The organism is Nostoc commune NIES-4072, assembly GCF_003113895.1.
Taxonomy (GTDB): Bacteria; Cyanobacteriota; Cyanobacteriia; order Cyanobacteriales; family Nostocaceae; genus Nostoc; species Nostoc commune.
Genome location: NZ_BDUD01000001.1, coordinates 6,081,505 through 6,099,622 on the forward strand (window position 1 = coordinate 6,081,505; position 18,118 = coordinate 6,099,622).

14 protein-coding genes are annotated in these 18,118 nt (G+C 41.3%); 10 read left to right on the plus strand and 4 right to left on the minus strand.

Annotated features, from left to right (window positions below):
• The first annotated feature begins 17 nt into the window (after positions 1–17).
• The 3 genes from fghA (at position 18) to CDC33_RS27075 (ending at position 4,637) form a co-directional block, all read left to right on the plus strand.
• Positions 18–854, plus strand: coding sequence for an S-formylglutathione hydrolase (gene fghA, locus CDC33_RS27065; RefSeq protein ID WP_109011546.1), 837 nt, complete (start codon positions 18–20; stop codon positions 852–854).
• A gap of 422 nt (positions 855–1,276) precedes the next feature.
• A complete protein-coding gene (locus tag CDC33_RS27070) occupies positions 1,277–3,727 on the plus strand; it encodes a hypothetical protein (RefSeq protein ID WP_109011547.1) in 2,451 nt (816 codons plus the stop codon).
• A 112-nt stretch (positions 3,728–3,839) separates the two neighbouring features.
• Positions 3,840–4,637, plus strand: coding sequence for a Uma2 family endonuclease (locus CDC33_RS27075; protein WP_109011548.1), 798 nt, complete (start codon positions 3,840–3,842; stop codon positions 4,635–4,637).
• Positions 4,638–4,724: 87 nt separating this feature from the next.
• Here the strand turns inward: CDC33_RS27075 and CDC33_RS27080 are convergent, their stop codons facing one another.
• Together CDC33_RS27080 and CDC33_RS27085 are read right to left on the minus strand one after the other, a co-directional pair.
• Positions 4,725–6,365: a DUF1565 domain-containing protein gene (locus tag CDC33_RS27080; RefSeq protein ID WP_109011549.1), complete on the minus strand. Its 1,641-nt coding sequence runs from the start codon at positions 6,363–6,365 to the stop codon at positions 4,725–4,727.
• Positions 6,366–6,614: 249 nt separating this feature from the next.
• Positions 6,615–8,996, minus strand: a complete 2,382-nt coding sequence (locus CDC33_RS27085) for a phosphoketolase family protein (protein WP_109011550.1) — start codon at positions 8,994–8,996, stop codon at positions 6,615–6,617.
• A gap of 274 nt (positions 8,997–9,270) precedes the next feature.
• Between CDC33_RS27085 and CDC33_RS27090 the strand changes: the two genes are divergently transcribed.
• The 6 genes from CDC33_RS27090 to CDC33_RS27115 all read left to right on the plus strand — a co-directional run bounded on the left by CDC33_RS27090 (position 9,271) and on the right by CDC33_RS27115 (position 13,000).
• Positions 9,271–10,701, plus strand: coding sequence for an AAA-like domain-containing protein (locus CDC33_RS27090; protein WP_109011551.1), 1,431 nt, complete (start codon positions 9,271–9,273; stop codon positions 10,699–10,701).
• Between the two features lie 72 nt (positions 10,702–10,773).
• On the plus strand, positions 10,774–11,400 hold the full coding sequence (locus CDC33_RS27095) for a type I restriction endonuclease (protein WP_109011552.1): 627 nt from the start codon (positions 10,774–10,776) through the stop codon (positions 11,398–11,400).
• 74 nt (positions 11,401–11,474) lie between these two features.
• Positions 11,475–11,747, plus strand: coding sequence for a hypothetical protein (locus CDC33_RS27100; protein ID WP_244919363.1), 273 nt, complete (start codon positions 11,475–11,477; stop codon positions 11,745–11,747).
• Complete coding sequence (locus CDC33_RS27105) at positions 11,669–12,007, plus strand: WD40 repeat domain-containing protein (protein WP_109011553.1); 339 nt, start codon at positions 11,669–11,671, stop codon at positions 12,005–12,007. Before CDC33_RS27100 ends, CDC33_RS27105 begins: the two co-directional genes overlap by 79 nt.
• Positions 12,008–12,262: 255 nt before the next feature.
• Positions 12,263–12,616: a papain fold toxin domain-containing protein gene (locus tag CDC33_RS27110; protein ID WP_109011554.1), complete on the plus strand. Its 354-nt coding sequence runs from the start codon at positions 12,263–12,265 to the stop codon at positions 12,614–12,616.
• A gap of 27 nt (positions 12,617–12,643) precedes the next feature.
• Positions 12,644–13,000 (plus strand): hypothetical protein, encoded by a 357-nt coding sequence (locus CDC33_RS27115; protein ID WP_109011555.1) that lies wholly within the window; start codon positions 12,644–12,646, stop codon positions 12,998–13,000.
• Positions 13,001–13,370: 370 nt separating this feature from the next.
• On the opposite strand, the gene CDC33_RS27125 is transcribed toward CDC33_RS27115, so the two are convergent.
• Positions 13,371–14,141: a Uma2 family endonuclease gene (locus CDC33_RS27125; protein ID WP_109011557.1), complete on the minus strand. Its 771-nt coding sequence runs from the start codon at positions 14,139–14,141 to the stop codon at positions 13,371–13,373.
• Positions 14,142–14,305: 164 nt separating this feature from the next.
• Positions 14,306–15,031 (minus strand): Uma2 family endonuclease, encoded by a 726-nt coding sequence (locus CDC33_RS27130; protein WP_109012724.1) that lies wholly within the window; start codon positions 15,029–15,031, stop codon positions 14,306–14,308.
• 181 nt (positions 15,032–15,212) lie between these two features.
• Here CDC33_RS27130 and uvrA point away from each other — a divergent pair, with 181 nt between their 5' ends.
• A complete protein-coding gene (gene uvrA, locus CDC33_RS27135; protein WP_109011558.1) occupies positions 15,213–18,116 on the plus strand; it encodes an excinuclease ABC subunit UvrA in 2,904 nt (967 codons plus the stop codon).
• The last annotated feature ends 2 nt before the right edge of the window (positions 18,117–18,118 follow it).

Sequence of the window (18,118 nt, forward strand, 5' to 3'; positions counted from 1 at the left end):
GAAAGTGATAATAATCAATGTCTAACTTCAACCTCATTTCCGAATATAAAAGCTTTGGTGGCAAACTCGGCTTTTATAGCCATTTCTCCTCAACCTGTAACGGTGAAATGCGCTTTGCTGTCTATCAACCACCACAAGCAAATCAAAAACCTGTGCCGATTCTCTATTTCCTCTCTGGGTTAAGTTCCACGGAAGAGAATTTTATGGTTAAGTCGGGAGTGCAGCGCTTTGCATCTGAGTACGGTTTGATATTGGTTGCACCAGATACAAGTCCGCGTAATACTGGCATTGCAGGTGAGGATGATCACTGGGACTTTGGCACAGGTGCAGGCTTTTATGTTGATGCTACAGAGGAACCGTGGCGTAAAAACTATCAAATGTATAGTTACGTCGTCGAGGAATTACCTGCTTTAATTACCGCAAATTTCCCTACGCAACCTGAAAAACAAGGTATTTTCGGTCATTCGATGGGTGGACATGGGGCGCTTGTCTGTGCAATGAGAAATCCAGAACTTTACAAATCAGTATCAGCTTTTGCACCTATCACTGCACCTATGCGTTGTCCTTGGGGTCAAAAGGCTTTTAGTGGTTATCTTGGCAATAATCAAGAAAGCTGGCGTGCTTATGATGCTAGTGAATTAGTCAAAAAAGTAGGATATCACAGTTCGATTCTCATTGACCAAGGCACTGCTGATAAATTTTTAGCTGAACAATTAATGCCTGAAGTGTTTGAGCAAGCTTGTGCAGATGTTAACCAGCCGCTAAAGTTGCGTTACCAAGAAGGTTATGACCACAGTTATTATTTTATTGCCAGTTTTATTGAAGATCATATCCGCCATCATGCGTTAGCGTAGCTTACCGTAGGTATCGCTTTATTAATTACAGCAGTTCTCATTTATTTCAACCCTATATTTCTATTTTGATTTTTGAACAAGACTAAGATAAATACGATGGTGTAAAAGTCTAACAAAAATAATGTAATATCAGGTTCTGGTGATAACTTTTAATAAAATCTATCAATGTAGCGACTGTCTTAAAAGCCAACCTTATTAGGCGATCGTTAGTGAAACGGCGATACATGACAAATATATAGGAATCCGGTTTGATTTGGAGAAAATATACGTAGGATGTGTTAGCACAGAGAGTACGGCATCAAACTCGTGTTCATAGTGCGTTACGAACTCCGTTCTAACACACTCTACAATACTTAATTTCGTTCAAAAATCAAATAGTAATCCTATATAATTGGTTAAACTTTGTTCTTGAGCAAACAAATATGAGTGATTTTGACCATTCTCAACATCGAAAAGATTATATCATCCTTTTAATAATTTGGCTGATAGCACTAGCTATAGATAGAGTTTGGTTTTTCTTAGATGACTCGATTCCAGCCTACGATCAAAGCGCACATTTAGCTACAGCATTACATCATTATAGAATTTTTCAAAACTTCAATATCTTCTCAGGAGATTGGTGGTTATCTCTGTGGCAATTAACTCCAAGTTATCGCGCTCCTTTTGTATATATTTGCACTGTCCCATTTTTGATGTTGTTTGGACGTGGATATGACCAAGCAAGTTTGGTCAACTTGTTGTATACTGCGATGATTATAGTTTCAGTATATTATTTAGGTAATTTTTTATTTAATAACCGAAAAACTAGCATAACTGCCAGTATCTTTTGTGTGTTATTTCCTATTTTAGGAGTTATTCGGACAGATTATTTAATAGATTATGGTTTGACAGCAATTATTACAGTAACTTTTACAGTTTTGACGATTTGGAAAAATAGTTATATTGGGTTTTTATCATGGGGGTTAACTATTCTATTGGGCGTTGGAATAGGTTTAATCTTGTTAGCTAAACCTACAGGTTTTATTTTTATTTTAGTTCCTAGTATTTGGGCATTAATTAGTTTTATTAGAAAACGCAGATTTATTAAGCTAATTCAAGCTTGCTTATCTTTGATAATAGCTTGGTTAATTTGTAGTTTTTGGTATGGGTTAAATTGGTTAACAATTATTACATCGGCATTAAACGCTAACCAAGTTGGAAAAAGAGAGGGTGATCCTTCTCCCATAACTATTGCTGGATGGCTATACTATCCACAAATGATCCCAGAAACCGTTGGTTTACCAATATTATGTGTGAGTATTGGCATTTTATTGGTTTATCTGATTAAATATAAATTTACTACTAACTTAATTTCAGCAAATCTCCATAAATCGGCTCGAATTTGGTTATTAGTTACCTTAGTAAGTAGCTATATAATTTGTTCTTTAGGCACAAATAAAGACATTAGATTTATTCTGCCATGTTTTCCGATAATTAGTTTAATATTGGCGGATTTATTCAATTTAATTGAAAATATATATTTTGATAGACTGAGATTAGCCACTTTAGTATTAAGTTGCATAGTTTTACTAAATAATTTGTTTCCATTACCCCTAATTCAAGCATGGGGTGGTAGACATTTACCTAATAATGATGCTAAAGAATATCCTCTGGACAAACTGATACACAAAATTACCGAAACCAATTTATATTTAAGGTCGAATTTAGGGGTAATTCCTGTTTCTACACCGCAGATAAATGAGTATACTTTAAATTATTTTGGGGCATTAGCAGATTTTCGCGTATCCGGCAGAAAATTAACAACCAAATTATCTCAGGTAGAGCAAGATTTACAATATTTTTGTTGGTATATTACTAGAGATAATGAACCATATAACCCTGGAGAAAGTGGAGAGACTAAACGGAAATTAAAATCTTTAGTCGAATCTTCTACTGATTTAAAATTACAGGGCAATTGGATATTACCTCATGGAGATAAAATGCGATTATATGGTTGCAAAAATCCTCCTGTAATTGTTGAAAAAATAAATAATAGCAAGTCTGTAATTAGTCTAGAAAAAATAGCGATTTCTCAACAATTAGTTTTAGATAAAAACAACCCTGTAAATTATGAAATAACAGGTTCATGGGATGATTTGCAGAATGGTATCTTACTGTTAAGATGGCAAAATGTCCAATCATCTTGGTATCACGATCATGGCATTGGCTTGGGTAATTTATACTGTGGCATCAAATGTCATCCTGAAGGAACTTTCCGGGTGAAAGAAGCCTTAGCTACATTTATTCCTAAAACACTACCACTAGGTAAATATCAGCTATCAGCACTATATTTAGATAGAAGAAACAACAAAACCACATCTTTAAATATTCCAGATATTACTGTAGATGTGACAAATGTCGGAACAGTAGAAAAATCGCCAGCTTTAGATTTAGTTAACCGAACTTCACAGCTAGCCCAAGAGTTACAACAGGGTAAAATAAATAATATATTTGTGCAAGTAGCTCATTTCAATCAATACGATCCTACTCAAGATTATTTAAAACAAATTGATTTCGTAGCTAATTATTATCTGCAAACAGAGCCAAATAACTTAAATTGGCGTTACACCTTAGTATTATCACAACTTTTACAGCGCCAAGTCCCAGAATTAATCCAAAATTTGAAAGAATTAACTAAATATGATGCTCAAAATCCTTATACATGGATTTATTTAGCTTTTGTTTATTTATATAATTTTCAACCTGTACAAGCTGAACAAAATTTAGCGATCGCAGAGCAACTAAAACCAGATATACCAGAATTAAAAACTTTAAAAAGTGTAACAAATATTATGAAATTTTTGCCACTACAATGGTTTGCTACCAAGGAATAGGAGGAAAAAGTGCAGATATTAGCATATTTTGCTACTTTATCACCCACAGACTGGTATCGCCTTCATACCGTCCTAGAAGCGATAAGATGAAAAATAAATTCATACTGTGTTTATGGCAACCCAACTCAGTGAAGCCAAATCCCAAACTGAACTGGTAATCTCTTGGGAAGCCTTACCCAAGGATTTTAAACTAGAGGATGAACCAGTGGAGAATACAGGTCAGCCACTTTTGGCTGGTGCTTTGCGTGAAAGCTTAGAAATCAGTGGATTCATCCAACCCCAAATGTTGATAGCTTCTAACTTTGGTCTTTGTGCGACAGTCAACGGGCAATTTATTGCCAAAGCACCTGACTGGGTTTATGTACCATTAGTGAATCAAGTTGTGGGTAATCGCAAAAGTTATACACCCAATTTAGAAGGAGATATCCCAGCGATCGCCATCGAATTTCTATCGGATACTGAGGGTGGAGAATATTCGGTAAAGCGAAGTTATCCACCAGGCAAATGGTTTTTCTATGAGCAAATTTTGCAGATTCCCATTTACATAATTTTTGAACCAGATGGCGGTTTATTGGAATATTATCAACTGGAAAATAAACGTTATGAGTTAAAGCAACCTGACGAAAATGGCCGTCATTGGATTGATGTAATGGGCTTATTTTTGGGAACTTGGCAAGGAACAAAAGAAGCTCACACTGGTTATTGGTTGCGCTGGTGGGATCAAGCTGGTAATCTATTACCGTGGGCTGTAGAACAGATTGAACAAGAACGCCAACGCGCCGAACAAGAACGTCAACGTGCTGAACAAGAACACCAACGCGCCGAACAAGAACGCCAGCAAAAAGAACGACTGATTGCTTATTTGCAATCTCAGGGTATTGACCCGAATAATTTGCCTCCGTTGGAGTAGAAACTAAAAACCACCTTTTTGTAGGGATAATTAATCAATTGCCCCTACAAAACTCATGCAATTTTGCAAAATAAATTAGTTTACCAATTAAGCAACAATATAAGGCGAGTCAATCGCAGCTACACGGCCAGCGTCTACCAAAGCTTGGTATACCATCACCGTCACCTCAGCGCGTGTAGCATCGCGGGTAGGATTGAGTTGTTTGACGTTCGGGTGATTGACGATAATCCCCTTGTCTATAGCTTTTACTACCTCATCCTTAGCATATTCAGGAATCTTTGCTTGGTCATCAAAAGTTTTGGTAACGGTTGTACTATCAGCAGATAACCCCAATCCATTCACCAAGGAAACAATTACTTGCACGCGCTGGATATTTTTGTTGGGGGCAAAGGTATTGTCAGGAAAACCAGAGAGAAATGAACCTTGATATGCCTGCTGAATTACTTTCGATGCCCAGAAGTCTGCTGGTACATCTTTGAATTTAATCGCGGGGCGGCTTGGGGGTGGATTGAAAGCTTTTACCAGTAATGCTGCATATTGTGCCCGTGTCATCGTAGCATCTGGTTTAAATGTGCGATCTGGAAAACCATTAACTATCCCTAACTTGACTAATTCCCGAATAAAGCCACCTGCCCAATGATTTTTAATATCGGTTAATTCTATAGTAGGCGTGGGAGTTGGTGTCGGAGTGGGAGTGGGAGTTGGTGTTGGGGTAGGAGTTGGTATTGGAATGGGAATGGGAGTGGGAGTAGGTGTTGGCGTTGGTGTTGGTGTCGGTGTCGGTGTCGGTGTCGGTGTTGGTGTTGGTGTTGGAGTGGGAATGGGAGTGGGAGTAGGTGTTGGTGTGGGCGTCGGAACCGAATTATCTGCAAACTCTACGTTTCCTGTGACTTTAGACGTATCTATTTTATTTCCCACAGAAACCAGCTTGTTGGAACTGGCATTTTGCAAATTAAATTTACCGTTATTGCGTAAAGTATTGCCTCCTAAGTTATTGGTACTGCCGATATCTGGTAAGGCAGTTCCGATTACTGTGATACCATCGTCAGTGTTATTTTCGCAGACATTGTTACGCAATACAGGACGAGCGCTGCCAGAGATGACAATTCCAGAACGGTTTTCGTAAGTTTTGTTATCTCGAAGGGTGGGTGATGCAGTATCACTAATGGCAATGCCAAAACCTGTTTTTAAGCAGGTATTATCTTGAATTTGACCTTTGGAATTTTTAGCGATCGCAATTCCATTGGCTGCATTCTCACTGAACACATTACCTAGAATAACTGGATTAGCCTCACCTGTAGTAAATACTCCTTCCCGTTTACAGTTGGTGAAGGTGTTATTGGCAACAGTAGGGGCAGTTGATTCAATCCAGACACCACTACCACGGCTAGCTAAATTTGTTACAGTCACTCCCCGCAGTTCGGCTTTATCGAGTAGTACAAATGTGACATTCTGAGCAGCAAAAGTACGGCTCAAATAGCTACCACTCCCTTCAATTAAAATACCATTGCCTTTATTGGTTTCATTACCCACCACTGTCACCCCAGATGGAACCGTTAGCGGAAAGGCTTCACCGCTAGCAGTATTGTAATTACCTTCTGCTAGTTGAATCTTGGTGTTATCTGTAGATACTTTAAGGGCTTGCGTAATAGTTTTGAATGGGGCTTGTTGGCTACCAAGGTTAGTATCTTTGCCGGATACTGGATTTACATAAAAATTCTGAGCCATATTATACTTCCAAAAAATACATAGCTATCTTAGCGCTAACCATGAAAGGTTAAAATAATTCGTAGTAAAGAATTCTTCACTACGAATTACGAATTACGAATTAGTAATTAGTTAACGAACTTTGGGGGTTTAAGTCCCCAGCAAGATAGGCAGCACGTTTTGTGTCGGGGTCTAAATCCCCGTCACAAAACGTAATTGCGAATTGCGAATTGCGAATTGCGAATTGCGAATTGCGAATTGCGAATTGGTTTAATAGGGCCACTTCCAGTCACGAATTTCTGGCATATCGTCGCCATACTTCTCAATGTAATGTTTGTGTTCGATCAGCTTATCTTGCAACTGCTGTTTGACATAAGCTGCCCTATATCCTAGTTTTGGTACGCGATCAATTACGTCCATCACTAAATGGAAGCGATCAAGTTCGTTAAGCACAACCATATCAAAGGGAGTGGTGGTGGTTCCTTCTTCCTTGTAGCCACGCACATGCAACTGATCGTGATTGGTATGGCGATAGGTTAAGCGATGAATCAGCCAAGGATAGCCATGAAATGCAAAGATAATGTGTTTATCAGTGGTGAAAATCGTGTCAAAGTCTTTTTCACTCAAACCGTGGGGGTGTTCGCTTTTTGGCTGTAGTGTCATCAAATCGACTACGTTTACTACCCGCACCTTTAACTCAGGAAAGTGCTGACGCAGAATGTCCACAGCCGCTAAAGTTTCTAAGGTGGGAATATCCCCAGCACAAGCCATCACTACATCTGGTTCACCGTCTTGGTCGTTACTTGCCCATTCCCAAATACCGATGCCTTTGGTGCAATGCTTGATAGCAGCATCCATATTTAGGTATTGCAATGCTGGTTGCTTTCCGGCAACGATAACGTTGACATAGTTGCGGCTTCTTAAACAATGGTCAGTTACTGATAGCAAAGTATTGGCATCGGGGGGTAAATATACACGAACGATCTCTGCTTTTTTATTAACTACATGGTCAATAAAACCAGGGTCTTGGTGGGAGAAACCGTTGTGGTCTTGCCGCCAAACATGGGAGGTGAGTAGATAATTGAGGGAAGCAATTGGTTTACGCCAGGGAATATCTCTAGTCGTTTTCAGCCATTTGGCGTGCTGATTGAACATTGAGTCAATGATGTGAATAAACGCCTCATAGCAAGAGAAAAACCCGTGGCGTCCTGTGAGGAGGTAGCCTTCTAACCATCCTTGACAATTAGTTTCGCTGAGAATTTCCATCACCCGACCATCGGGGGAAAGGTGGTCATCTTCCGGGAGAATCTGGGCAGCCCAATCCCGGTCTGTAACTTCTAGCACAGCGCCTAAGCGATTTGATACCGTTTCATCAGGGCCAACGATGCGGAAATTGCGGCTTTCTTGGTTAAGTTGCATGATATCCCGCAGGAAAATTCCGGCAACTTGGGTAGCTTCAGCGATCGCTTGCCCTGGTTTGAGAACATCTACAGCATACTTTTGAAAGTCGGGCATCTTCAGGTCGCAAAGCAAAAGACCGCCGTTAGCGTGGGGATTGTCACCCATGCGCCGATGCCCTTTGGGAGCTAGTTCTGCTAATTCGGGAATTAGTGTACCGTTAGCGTCGAAGAGTTCTTCTGGGTTGTAACTCTTCATCCAATCTTCTAGTAGTTTCAGATGTTCTGGCTGTTTAGCTATGTTGCTCAAGGGAACTTGGTGCGATCGCCAAAAACCTTCAGTTTTTTTCCCATCAACTTCCTTGGGCCCTGTCCAACCTTTAGGGGTTTTCAAGACAATCATTGGCCACTGGGGACGTTTGGTGAAACCGTGTACGCGGGCTTCTCTTTGGATACTTTGAATTTCGGCGATCGCTATATCTAAAGTCGCCGCCATCTGCTGGTGGACATCTGCGGGATCGTCGCCTTCGACAAAATAGGGCTTGTAGCCGTAGCCGACAAATAAGCTTTCTAATTCCTCATGGCTAATCCGTGCCAGTACTGTTGGGTTAGCAATTTTATACCCATTCAAGTGGAGGATCGGCAGTACAGCCCCATCATGCACAGGGTTAAGAAACTTGTTGGAATGCCAGCTAGTTGCTAAAGCACCTGTCTCAGCTTCACCGTCACCGACAACAGCAGCAACAATTAAGTCAGGGTTATCAAAGGCAGCACCGAAAGCATGGACGAGGGCATAACCTAGTTCCCCCCCTTCATGGATGGAACCAGGAGTTTCCGGTGCAACGTGGCTGGGAATCCCACCAGGAAAAGAGAATTGTTTGAAGAGTTTTTGGATTCCTTCAGCATCCTGGGAGATGTTGTGATAATACTTAGTGTAAGTGCCTTCCAGATAGGTGTTGGCTACCAGTCCAGGGCCTCCATGACCAGGGCCAGCAATATAGATCGTGTTTAGGTCATATTTTTTGATGACCCGATTCAGGTGAGCATAGATTAAGTTAAGCCCTGGTGTTGTTCCCCAGTGACCCAAAAGCCTGGGTTTGACATGTTCCAGCTTTAGCGGTTCTCTCAGTAGCGGATTGTCGAGTAGATATATCTGCCCAACCGAAAGATAGTTCGCTGCACGCCAGTAGGCGTTGATCTTACGTAATTCTTCTTTTGTTAAAGGCTTTGTTTGTGGAGTTGTTGCTAATGTCATTATCGACACTCCATTAGAGAAGGTTTTTGGCGTATCATCCAGTAAGTGATTATACTTTTTTTCAAAATAATTGCCATCTTCCCATGATCAGTTCTTCCAGCCTTTGAATTAAATTACTTGCTTCGCTTTTGAACAAAAATGGAGAGCTATGTCTAGAACGGGCTACGCTTACGCTACTAATTGATACTATCAATCAACATATTTTTCTTATAATTGCTTGGTTATAAAGTGTACTAAAATACTATTTTTAGCATTGATAAATAATTAGGAAAAAGTGTTCCTAATTTTCGGATTAATCGCTGCTATCGATGAAAACTACTTGATACTGGCAAGGCTATTTAAGTTATTTAAAGACAAAATTGAGTGTATCTTATTAAATGCCTGTTATAGCGAAGTGCAAGCTGAAGCAATTTACCAACACATTAACTGCGTAGTTGGGATGAATCGGGCAATTGGGGATAAGGCAGCGATTAAATTTGCGGTAGGCTTTTATGATGCACTGGGTGCTGATAGGTCTTATGAGGATGCCTATGAGTTTGGCTGTAGCGCTATTGATTTAGAAAGTATTCCAGAGTCTTCTACCCCAGTGCTGAAAAGTCGGAACAATCGCCAAGGTGCTATCTCTGCTAACGAAACGATTCCAGATATCGAGATAAAAACAGCAGTCTCCTTAGAAAATCCAGAAGGGCAGGTATCTCTAAACTCTGCTTTCTATGTAGAGCGATCGCCTATTGAGGTAGACTGTTATGAAGCGATTCTTCAACCAGGGGCGTTAATTCGCATCAAAGCTCCCCGGCAGATGGGCAAAACTTCGCTCATGTCGCGGGTTCTCCATCATGCTAGTCAACATGGCTATCAGACAGCACCTGTAAATTTCCAGTCAGCCGATGCAGAATTTCTCGCTAATTTAGATCAATTTTTGCAGTGGTTCTGCGCCAGCATTACCTACGAACTGAATCTACCCGATAAGTTAGACGAATATTGGAAGGGTGTTTTAGGTAGTAAGAATAAATGTACAAATTACTTTCAACGGTATTTATTACCCGCCATTAATAGCCCCGTAGCTATAGGTTTGGATGAAGTCGATGAAGTCTTCAAGCATCCCATAATTGCGGCTGATTTTTTTGGATTACTACGAGCTTGGCATGAACGGTCAAAGAATGAGACAGTTTGGAAAAATCTCCGGTTGGTGATTGTGCATTCTAAGGAAGTTTATATTCCACTCAACATTAATCAGTCGCCTTTTAATGTCGGCTTACCCATTGAATTGCCAGACTTAAATCAAACACAAATACAAAACTTAGTACAACGTCACAGACTCAATTGGTCTAACTCACAAATTGAAGAATTAATGACACTGGTGGGTGGCCATCCTTATTTAGTGCGGGTGGCGCTTTATGAAATTGCCCGTGGTAGGATGACGCTGGAAAATCTGCAAAAAATCGCGGCAACTCAAGAAGGGCCTTATAGTGACCATCTGCGCCGCCATTGGCTGAATTTGCAAGAGGATGCAGAATTGCTAGCTGCGGTTAAACAAGTGATGATGGCAAATCGTCCCGTGGATGTAGGCACAACTAAAGCGTTTAAACTCCGCAGTATGGGGTTAGTTAAGTTTCAAGGCAATGAAGTGGTGCCATTGTGTAAATTGTATCGTCAATATTTTGGGCGTAGGCGTAGCCCGCCGCAGGCATCGCTTGGGAATTAAAAATTAAGAAAGTACATTAGGAGTGCAATAGGACTTTTATCTCCAATTACCATTTAACAAAAAGGATTAACAATGGTTCAATTTCTTCAAGGAAAAGATATCACCCTAGCCCAACTCATAGATCAATTTGGGCTACAACGTGCAGACAACGAACAGTTTTTTTTAGAGTGGCAGCAAGATTTACCTGAGTTGAGTGACTTAGAAAAGCAATCTCTCAACGAAGTCAAAGCAGAATATTTGCATTTATCCCGCTACCAAATTTTAGAACCTGTAGTCAAAATGGTGGTGCTATCTCCACTATTACGTCTAGCAGGTTTTTATCAACCGCCTTTTTATATCGCATCGGAAGAAGAGGTCAGAATTTCTTCTGAAGACGAAGGCACAGTTATTAGAGGACGTATTGATATCTTGGTGTTTCATCCTCCATTTTGGGTTCTCGTTATTGAGGCGAAACGAGCAGAATATTCTTTGGAGGTAGCAATTTCTCAAGCATTAGCTTATATGTTGGCTAATCCTGGTAATGATAAACCTACGTTTGGTTTCGTAACCAATGGTCGAGAATTTCAATTTATTAAGTTGACGAAACAGGATACACCAAGATATGCATTATCTTACACACTGTCGCTCAATCGTGGAGATGACCTACATACTGTTGTAAAAGTGTTAAAACACCTAGCTTATTTAGTCCGTAGTTCGTAGTCTCCGTGCTAACATACCTTACCAAATTTGTATTTCATAATTTTGAATTTTGAATTTTGAATTTTGAATTGTTTATGACCCAGTACCAGTATCAAGTCGGTGGTAGTCTGCCTCAAAATGCACCAACTTATGTTAGACGGCAAGCTGACCATGACCTCTATGAAGGCTTGAAGGCTGGGGATTTTTGTTATGTACTCAATTCCCGGCAGATGGGGAAATCTAGCTTGCGGGTGCAGGTAATGCAGCAGTTGCAAACTGAGGGATTTGCTTGTGCTGTTTCGGCAAAGAAATTACCACTTTCAGAGGGCATAGCAGCGTTGTCTTCAGCCCAGATGGAAAAACTTTAGCTTTCGCCAGTAATGACAAGACGATTAAATTATGGAATCTCGACACGGGCAAAGAAATTACCACTCTCAGAGGGCATAGTAATTATGTCACAAGCGTCGTCTTCAGCCCGGATGGCAAAACTTTAGCTTCCGCCAGTCGTGACAACACCATCAAATTGTGGAATCTGAATCTTGATGATTTATTAGCACAGGGTTGCAGTTGGCTTAAGGGTTATTTGGCTAGCCATCCTGATGCGGTTAAGGTGTGTTCGGGGCGGTAGGGGGATGAGGAGGATGAAGGAGCGATCGCCCTTTAATATTCAAAAACAGCGATCGCTTGGTAAATTACAAATGCGATCGCACTTTATAACCTAATTGTTGCAGTGATTCTAAACTGAAATCTACAGCCAAAGGCGTAGCCGTAGCGCGTCGTAGACATCCCTCGCTAAAAAAGAAATGCGATCGCAGTTCTGAACAGCTTAAATGTAGAGTTAAAGGCGATCGCTTGGTAAATTACTGAATCATGGGGAGGCTGGGTGAGTCAGTTATCACAACAGGAAGTTTATCAAGCAATTGGCAGAATAATAGTAAACTTTCCTTTACTTGAATGTGATAAATGTGCCAAGGCAGTCATGCAATGGTTAGCAAAAAATAGCATTGAGGGTAAGATTATTCAGCTTAGAACCAAAAGACGAAATGAAGTTTTTATAACTAGCGATCGCTGGAATCCCAATGAATCAATTACCGAAAATGGAACTCACTATGGAGTAGAAGTATTAGGACTAGTTTTTGATAATCTATCTGCTGAGGGGATGACAAGGGAACATTGGTTACGTAATTTCCACTGTCCAAGTGAACAATTTATTGTTGAAGAGTTAGAATCTCTATAAATAATCAAAGTAGATGATGAAATAAATATGAGTGGACTATTAGAAGTTGTAGACAAAATTAGAGTCAGACCTGGAATGTATCTAGGACGACCTTCTGTAAGTGACTTATTTATGTTTTTAGTCGGTTATGAATTTTCTCGCAGCGAATTAGGAATTGATATGACGGAGGAAGAAGAGAAATTTTATGATGAATTTCAACCTTGGCTGCAAAAAAAGTTTGGGGTAACAACTGTTAGCTCTTGGGCAAAGCTAATTATGCTCTCCTGCCATGATGAAAAAGCAGGATTTGAATATTTCTTTAAACTTTTTGATGAATTTTTCCTGAGAAATACAAGTTTAGACACGAATAAAACTGAGGAGATGGCGCAGCACAGTTTTAAGTAATTGTACTTCAAGCACCTTGCTGAGTTTAAATATAGGGGCAGGGTGTAGGCGTAGCCCGTCGTAGACATCGCTTGGTAATGAAAAGGTGCAATTCAAGTTCTGATCTCGGCGTTTCGAGTTCCGAACACCAACGGCCGAGCAAAAAGGTCGAAGTTCCGAGTTCCGAACACCAATGGCCGAGCAAAAAGGTGGAACTTCCGAGTTCCGAACACCAATGGCCGAGCAAAAAGGTGGAACTTCCGAGTTCCGAACACGAATGGCCGAGCAAAAAGGTGGAACTTCCGAGTTCCGAACACGAACAGCCGAGCAAAAAGGTGGAACTTCCGAGTTCCGAACACGAACAGCCGAGCAAAAAGGTCGAATTTCCGAGTTAAACCTCCGGTTCTACTCCCAGCGCTTTTAACTGAGCTGCTAATCTCTCTGCACGCTGACTTTCTTGTTCTGCACGCTGGTGTTCTTGTTCTGCACGCTGTTGAGCAGCGTTTTTCTCTTGCCGTTCTTTTGCTGTTAACTCCAAACCCCACAGTAATAATTCGCCGTTGTCATCCCACCAACGTAACCAATAACCTATGCGGTTTTCTCGGCTTCCTTGCCATACGCCTAAAAACAAATTCATTTCGGCAATCCAGTAACGATTATTTGCATCTGGTGTTTGCAGTTCATAATTTCCTAAATCATCTCGCCGATAAACTTCTAACACTCCGCTATCTGGTTCAAAAATGGCATAGTTTGGCACTTGTAAAATCTGCTTATAATAAAACCATTTACCAGGGGGATAGGTCGGTTTACTCGAATACTCTCCACCTTCGGTATCTGAGAGAAATTCCATCACAATTACGGGAATATCACCTTGGAGTCGTGGCGTATAACTGCGCTTCACTTCTTCTCGTGAGACTCGAATAGATGGTACATAACCCCAATCTGGTGCTTTGACGACAAATCGATTATTCAAAGTGGCGCAGATACCGTAGTTAGTGATGGTTAAAGCATCGGTGGGTAATCTGTCAGCAAGTTCTAAGCTTTCTGTTAAAGCAGCAGCCAAGAGTGGCTGGTTAATGTTATCCACTGGCTCGTTGTCTAAAACAAAATCATCAGGTAACTTTTCCCAGGTGACATCATGGGTGGCTGCATTGGCTAGCATAATCAGAATATCTCAAGTACAAATTCAATTTATGCGATGTGCAATTTAAGATTGTGACCTCTCTCCAAACCTCTCTCCTAAAAGGAGAGAGGCTTTGAATTTCCCCCCTTCCCTTATAGGGAAGGGGCTGGGGGGTTAGGTCAGAGTAAAAATTGCACACGGCATTACTCCTGAGCAAGGGTTCGCACTTCTTCTACTGACAATCCCAAAGCTTGGGCAATCTGTTCGATGCTCAAATTCATTTGCAATAATCGGGGTATGGCATCTCTCCTAGCTTGTTCTGCAAGTTCCGCCCGTTGCCGTTCTTGTTCGGCATTGCGAGAAATTTCTGTGTAAGTTAAAAACCGTTCTCCATCAGGGCGATATAGCTGCAAACCCTCTGGTGATGGAGCAAACCGAATTTTTAACCGAGGACTCACCCAATCTTCCATTAGGGGGATGACATCTAACCCATCTTCGCTACGCAACCATCCATGCAAATTATTTCGCTCAGGATCGTAAATGTAGTACTCTTCCACGCCATAGCGATCGTAGAAAAGTAATTTTTTGTCCATTTCAGTTTGTGTGTTGCTGGGAGAAAGAATTTCAAACACCACTTGCGGTGCAACTCCCTCCTCTTTCCATTGTTGGTAGCACAGGCGATCGCCTTTTGGTCTGCCCAATACCACCATCACATCTGGGGCGTTAACGATTTTGTTGCGTCCCTCTACGGGATACCAAAATAAATCTCCCGCGACAAATACATTTGGATCGTCGGCAAATAGCCAATCTAAATTCTGCTTAATTTCTACAATCCAGCCAAACTGTATGGTATTATTTGCCACTGGTTGTCCGTCACTATCTGGGTAGATGACCTCTGGCTGCGTCGGCGGTTGGATTTGCGATACCATAGCTTCGCCCTCAGAAGGATTTAAATCGGGATGCTTCCAAATTAGCAAACTCTTAAGGATATTTGCGCCATGAATCTGGAACGAGAACTAACTAAAACAGTACGATTGTTCTACTATAAACTGATTAAAGATAGTATTATTAAGGACTGTTTCATAAGAAACTCCTTCTTTGCCGCCCAATATGTCAGACCAACAGCTAGCAGCATCCTTGAATGGACATCTTCCGTACCCCAGCCACAACAGCCAGAATACCATTCGGATTCGGGGTGCTAGGCAGCATAATCTGAAAAATATTGACTTGGAATTGCCACGCGATCGCCTAATCGTATTCACTGGCGTTTCTGGTTCTGGTAAGTCTTCCCTAGCCTTTGATACGATTTTCGCTGAAGGGCAACGTCGCTATGTGGAATCCCTCAGCGCCTACGCACGGCAATTTTTAGGACAACTGGATAAGCCGGATGTCGAAGCGATTGAAGGTTTAAGTCCAGCAATTTCTATTGACCAAAAATCAACGTCTCATAACCCGCGTTCCACTGTCGGTACGGTGACGGAGATTTACGACTATTTGCGGCTGTTGTTTGGTCGAGCTGGCGAACCCCATTGTCCGATATGCGATCGCTGTATTGCACCCCAGACAATCGATGAGATGTGCGATCGCATCATGGAATTACCAGATCGCACCCGCTTCCAAATTCTTGCACCCGTTGTCAGAGGAAAGAAAGGCACACACCGTAAGCTTTTGTCAAGTCTGGCTTCTCAAGGTTTTGTCCGCGTGCGGATCAATGGGGAGATCCGCGAACTGTCAGATTCCATTGAATTGGATAAAAATTTTACCCACACAATCGAAGTGGTAATTGACCGCTTGGTGAAAAAGGCTGATATCCAGGAGCGTTTGGTTGATTCCCTGTCTACGTGTCTCAAGCAATCGGGTGGTATTGCCGCCATTCTGGTGAGTCTGCTTGATGACGACGGACAAGAAAAAGAAGAAGAATTAGTATTTTCGGAAAATTTTGCTTGTCCAGAACATGGCGCGGTAATGGAGGAACTATCACCGCGATTGTTCTCCTTTAACTCGCCTTATGGTGCTTGTCCGCACTGTCATGGCATCGGGACTTTAAGAAGATTTGCGCCAGACTTGATCGTACCTGACTGGGAAGCGCCGGTTTATGCTGCGATCGCGCCTTGGTCAGAAAAAGATAATTCTTATTACTTGGAATTACTTTATAGTGTAGGACAGATTTATGGGTTTGAGTTACAGACAAATTGGAGCAAGCTGACAGAAGAACAGCAGCAAATTATTTTGTTTGGAGAGAAAGATGAACGAGCCGCAGAGGCACAAAGAAAGCAGAGTTTTAAAGGTGCTATTCCAATTTTGCAACGGCAGTATGAGGGTGGTTCTGAATTAATTAAGCAAAAATTAGAGCAGTATTTAATCGATCAACCTTGTGAAGTTTGTAAGGGAAAACGATTAAAACCGGAAGCCTTGGCGGTGAAGTTGGGACAATATGGAATTTTAGAATTAACTACCGTATCAATTCGAGATTGTCGAGAGAGAATTGAGCAATTTAAGTTGAGCGATCGCCAGTTACAAATTGCTGATTTAGTCCTAAGAGAAATCAAAGCTAGATTGCAATTTTTGTTGGATGTAGGTTTAGATTATCTCACCCTTGACCGTCCCGCCATGACTCTTTCCGGTGGCGAAGCCCAACGAATTCGTCTAGCAACGCAAATTGGTTCTGGTTTAACAGGAGTTCTCTACGTTTTAGATGAACCAAGTATTGGTTTGCATCAACGAGATAATGGCAGGTTGCTCAAAACCTTAACTAAATTGCGCGATTTGGGTAATACATTAATTGTCGTTGAACACGATGAAGAAACAATTCGTGCAGCTAACCACATTGTTGATATTGGCCCTGGTGCAGGAATTCACGGCGGAAATATTATCGCCCAAGGTGATTTTCAGGCGTTATTAGCAGCAGAAGATTCCTTGACGGGTGCATATTTATCAGGAAGGCGAGTAATTAGTACACCAGCAGAACGCCGAGAAGGGAATGGGCGTAGTTTGGGAATTAAAAATGCTCATCGCAACAATTTAAGAAATATAGATGTAGACATTCCGCTAGGTAAACTCGTCTCTATTACTGGTGTGTCTGGTTCTGGCAAATCTACGCTGATTAATGAATTACTCTATCCATCTCTGCAACACCATTTAACTAAGAAAGTTCCATTACCCAGACATTTAGATAAAATCCAGGGATTGAATGCGATTGATAAAGCGATCGTTATCGATCAATCCCCAATTGGACGCACACCACGTTCTAACCCTGCAACTTACACAGGAATTTTCGATGCGATTCGAGATGTCTTTTCCCAAACAGTAGAAGCCAAAGCTAGGGGTTACAAACCCGGACAATTTTCCTTCAACGTTAAAGGTGGACGTTGCGAAGCTTGTAGCGGACAGGGTGTGAATGTGATTGAAATGAACTTTCTCCCGGATGTTTACGTGCAATGCGAAATTTGTAAGGGTGCAAGATACAACCGCGAAACTTTGCAAGTGAAGTATAAAGATAAGTCAATTTCTGATGTACTGAGAATGACAGTTGAGGAAAGCTTAGACTTTTTCCAGAATATACCCAAAGCGATCGCGCGTTTGCAAACTCTATTTGATGTCGGCTTGGGTTATGTCCAACTAGGACAACCTGCGACTACCTTATCTGGTGGTGAAGCACAACGGGTAAAATTAGCAACAGAACTATCTCGACGCGCCACAGGTAAGACCCTTTATTTAATAGATGAACCGACAACAGGGTTATCTTTTTACGATGTTCACAAATTGTTAGATGTGTTGCAACGATTGGTAGATAAAGGCAATTCAATTTTAGTAATTGAACACAACTTAGATGTAATTCGTTGTTCTGACTGGGTAATAGATTTGGGGCCAGAAGGTGGCGACAAAGGCGGAGAATTGATTGCTGTGGGTACACCAGAGGAAGTTGCAAAAAATCCCAGGTCTTATACTGGGCAATATTTAAAGCAGGTGTTGAAACAGTATCCGGCAAATACAACTACTATAAAACATAGATAGAC